At 46.7% G+C, this 2,933-nt stretch carries 3 protein-coding genes; all 3 read left to right on the top strand.

From position 1 onward, the window contains the following. Positions 1-1,567 (top strand): VENN motif pre-toxin domain-containing protein (locus MJ764_RS11265; RefSeq protein WP_239327103.1); only part of this gene is annotated, 1,567 nt, incomplete at its 5' end. Continuing rightward, the gene (locus MJ764_RS11260) at positions 1,564-1,950 is read left to right on the top strand and encodes a hypothetical protein (RefSeq protein ID WP_239327101.1); all 387 of its coding nucleotides are present in this window, start codon (positions 1,564-1,566) and stop codon (positions 1,948-1,950) included. The genes MJ764_RS11265 and MJ764_RS11260, both read left to right, overlap by 4 nt. Before the next feature lie 386 nt (positions 1,951-2,336). Further along, positions 2,337-2,933: hemagglutinin repeat-containing protein (locus MJ764_RS11255; RefSeq protein WP_239327099.1), on the top strand; the 597-nt coding region annotated here is incomplete at its 3' end.

The following is a 2,933-nucleotide window of genomic DNA, read 5'->3' as shown; positions in this document are numbered from 1 at the left end:
CAAAGACTACCGTGCAGCAGACGAGCAGGCACAATCATGGGGTATCGGCGGCGGCAAGAGCCGTGCCCTGAATGCCGTCACCAGTGCCGTCACCGGCATCCTTGGCGGCCAAACCAACCTGCAAGCAGCCACCAACGCCTTGGCTCCCTATGCCGCAGAACTAATCGGCAAACAATTCGGCCATGGTGACAACCAGAATCAGGCCGCCCAACTGGTAGCGCATGCCCTACTGGGCGCCATCAGTGCCAGCGTAAACGGCGGTAATGCCGCCGCCGGAGCAGTAGGCGCAAGCGCAGCCGAATTAGCTGCCCAATACCTGATTAAACAACTACCCAAAGATCAATACCCCGAAGCCATAGACCCAAGAACCGGCGAGATAGACCCGAACCGCTTACCGGAAAGCGTCAAAGCCAGCATCAGAGACCTATCATCAGCGGTGGCTACCGTATCAGGCGGGCTAACGGGTGGTTCATTGGTTAATGCACAAATAGCCGGAGTAGTTGGGCAGAATGCAGTGGAGAATAATTACCTTAGTGATGCACAAGCGGCTCAGGAACAGAAAGAGCTGAAGCAGTGCACAAATATAGGGTGCACTGCCAAAGTCAAGACTCAATGGGCTGCTATTAGTGCAGCACAGCAAGCCAGCTTTACCGCAGGTATCGTCATCGGCCTGCCAGCAGGTGCAATTGAACCTATCCAAGAACTGGTTCACATGGCAACAAACCCGATAGAAACCTATCAGGCTTTGAAAGGACTGTTCACCAGCGGCAACATTCTGGGAAATGTAAGTGATGCGGTAAAAGAATCGTACATAAGCAGATTAAATAAGCTGGAAGAAGAATATCAAAGAGCTGGTGCTGGTGGTTCATATAACGCGGGTATAGAAACTGGCAAATTACTACTGGATATGGCTGCTCTGGCAACGGGAGCTGGAGGTGCGGCGAAAGCAGGAATAAAGGTAACCGAAAAAGCGATAACCAAGGTTGCCAATGCGGCTAAGAAGGAGGTAATAGAGGCTAGTAAGGTTCCTGCTAAAGCCGGAAAGGTAGGGACTGGTGTAGATAACACAGCTGGAATGTCTTCTACAAAGCATCCTCTGTTAGAGGACGCAATCCCTCGTGATGGTAATAGGCTGGTTGTAGATCAGGGCGTATTACCTACATGTGGGCACAATTCTTGTGGTATGGTTATGGATACTATGGGCAAACCTGTAGATATCCTAGAACTAATATCAAAAACTCCTCCAACAGCAAAAGGTATAACTTCTCACCAAGTTTCTAATATACTAAAATCAAAAGGTGTTGACTCCACGGCGTGGACTAATCGCAATGTAAATGATTTAGCTCGTTATACGGCTAATGGCACTCCAGTGGTTGTTCGTATAGTTGATAAAATAGGAGGAAGTAATTTTTCTCACTTTGTTGTTGTTGATGGAGTAACAAAACGAAATGGTATACCAGTCGTCGCAATACGAGATCCTTGGGGTAAACAATATTTTAGTCCCATTAGTACATTTCAGAAGAACTTTTCGGGGGATGTAATTGTCCCTAAAGGATGGCAAAAATGATTTTATGTGTTGAATTTCAAGATAATATATTAATAGGCATGTTGGCAAAACAAAAAAATATACCATGTATAATTCAAATTTCTGACAAATTTGAGATCCTTTTTCCAGAGGTTGCACCAGATACAACAGGTATTGTATTGGAATGGAATAGGGAAATGTTAGAAGAACGAGCAATTGCAAGAGCGGGAGGTGACTATACACATCAAGAGCCAGGTTTAATCACCTTAAACCAAATATCTGAAAATAAATATAAAATTAATGAATTATATATATTTTATAATGATTTTGGCTGGTGCCCTATTATAGAAAATTATGAGTATGCACAGCCTCATCAATTTTGGGATAGTGATGATGAAGATCCTGATTATGTTCCAAATAATTAAAGTATCAAATTAATAAGCTTAGATTGTATTTCCCGCTCTAACTTTAATCGAGAATCATCATTTAAGCCTGCAAGGTAAGCCCAACCACCAACTTGCCTTGCACGGCTTTAACCACAATCTGCTTGCTGGCATAAAAATCGTGCTGCTTAAGCCTGAGGCCTTTAATGATTGATTATGGTCTTGGGTTTTATGTCATGTGCCGTGTAACCAATAGTATAAAATTGCTCAGTTGTATTAGGTATACTACCTTTGCAATGGATTTTTTAGCTTAAAATACGCTATAGTTGTCGTGACTAGTAGCAGTAACAGTTTTTCGCTTGTTACTGCTGCTTTAATCTATTGCCTTATCTTTCGCCGCCGACGACCGCACCAAAGCCCTGCAAACCATGGCCGCCCTTGGCCAGGGCTACATGGCCTACAGCACCGGCAAAAACATCCAAGATGCCAGCCTGATCAAAATTGAAAGCGGCATCGGCTTCAAAAGCAGCAAAAGCCAGCAGGACAGCAGCTACCGCCTGTCACAGGCAAACCAGCTTACCGCCGGTGGCAACATCAACCTCATCAGCCGCGAGGGCGACATCCGCCTGCAAAACACCCAGGCCAACGCCAAAGACAGCATCAACCTCAACTCAGCCCGCGACATCATCCTCGAAGCTGGCCAGAACCAGCAGAAAGCTGATGGCAAAAACAGCAGCGCTGGCCTGAGCGTAGGCGTCGGTGCCTCAATCGGCGCCCAAACCGGCGTCTACATCTATGGCGAAGCCGGCGTCAGCAGCGGCAAAAACCATCTGGATGCCAAAACCCACAGTCAGACCACCTTACAATCAGACAAACTCAGCCTGACCAGCAAAGGCAATACCACCCTGATGGGCGCTCAGGCCAGTGCCAACCGCATCGATGCCAACATCGGCGGCAAACTGAGCATCATCAGCCCGCAAGACAAAATAGACCAAAAAATCAGCCAGAGCGGTGCCAACCTCCAC

This window comes from Snodgrassella gandavensis (genome assembly GCF_914768025.1).
GTDB classification, from domain to species: Bacteria; Pseudomonadota; Gammaproteobacteria; order Burkholderiales; family Neisseriaceae; genus Snodgrassella; species Snodgrassella gandavensis.
The sequence above is the reverse complement of the archived record's forward strand: the minus strand, read 5'-3'. Positions and strand labels throughout refer to the sequence as shown.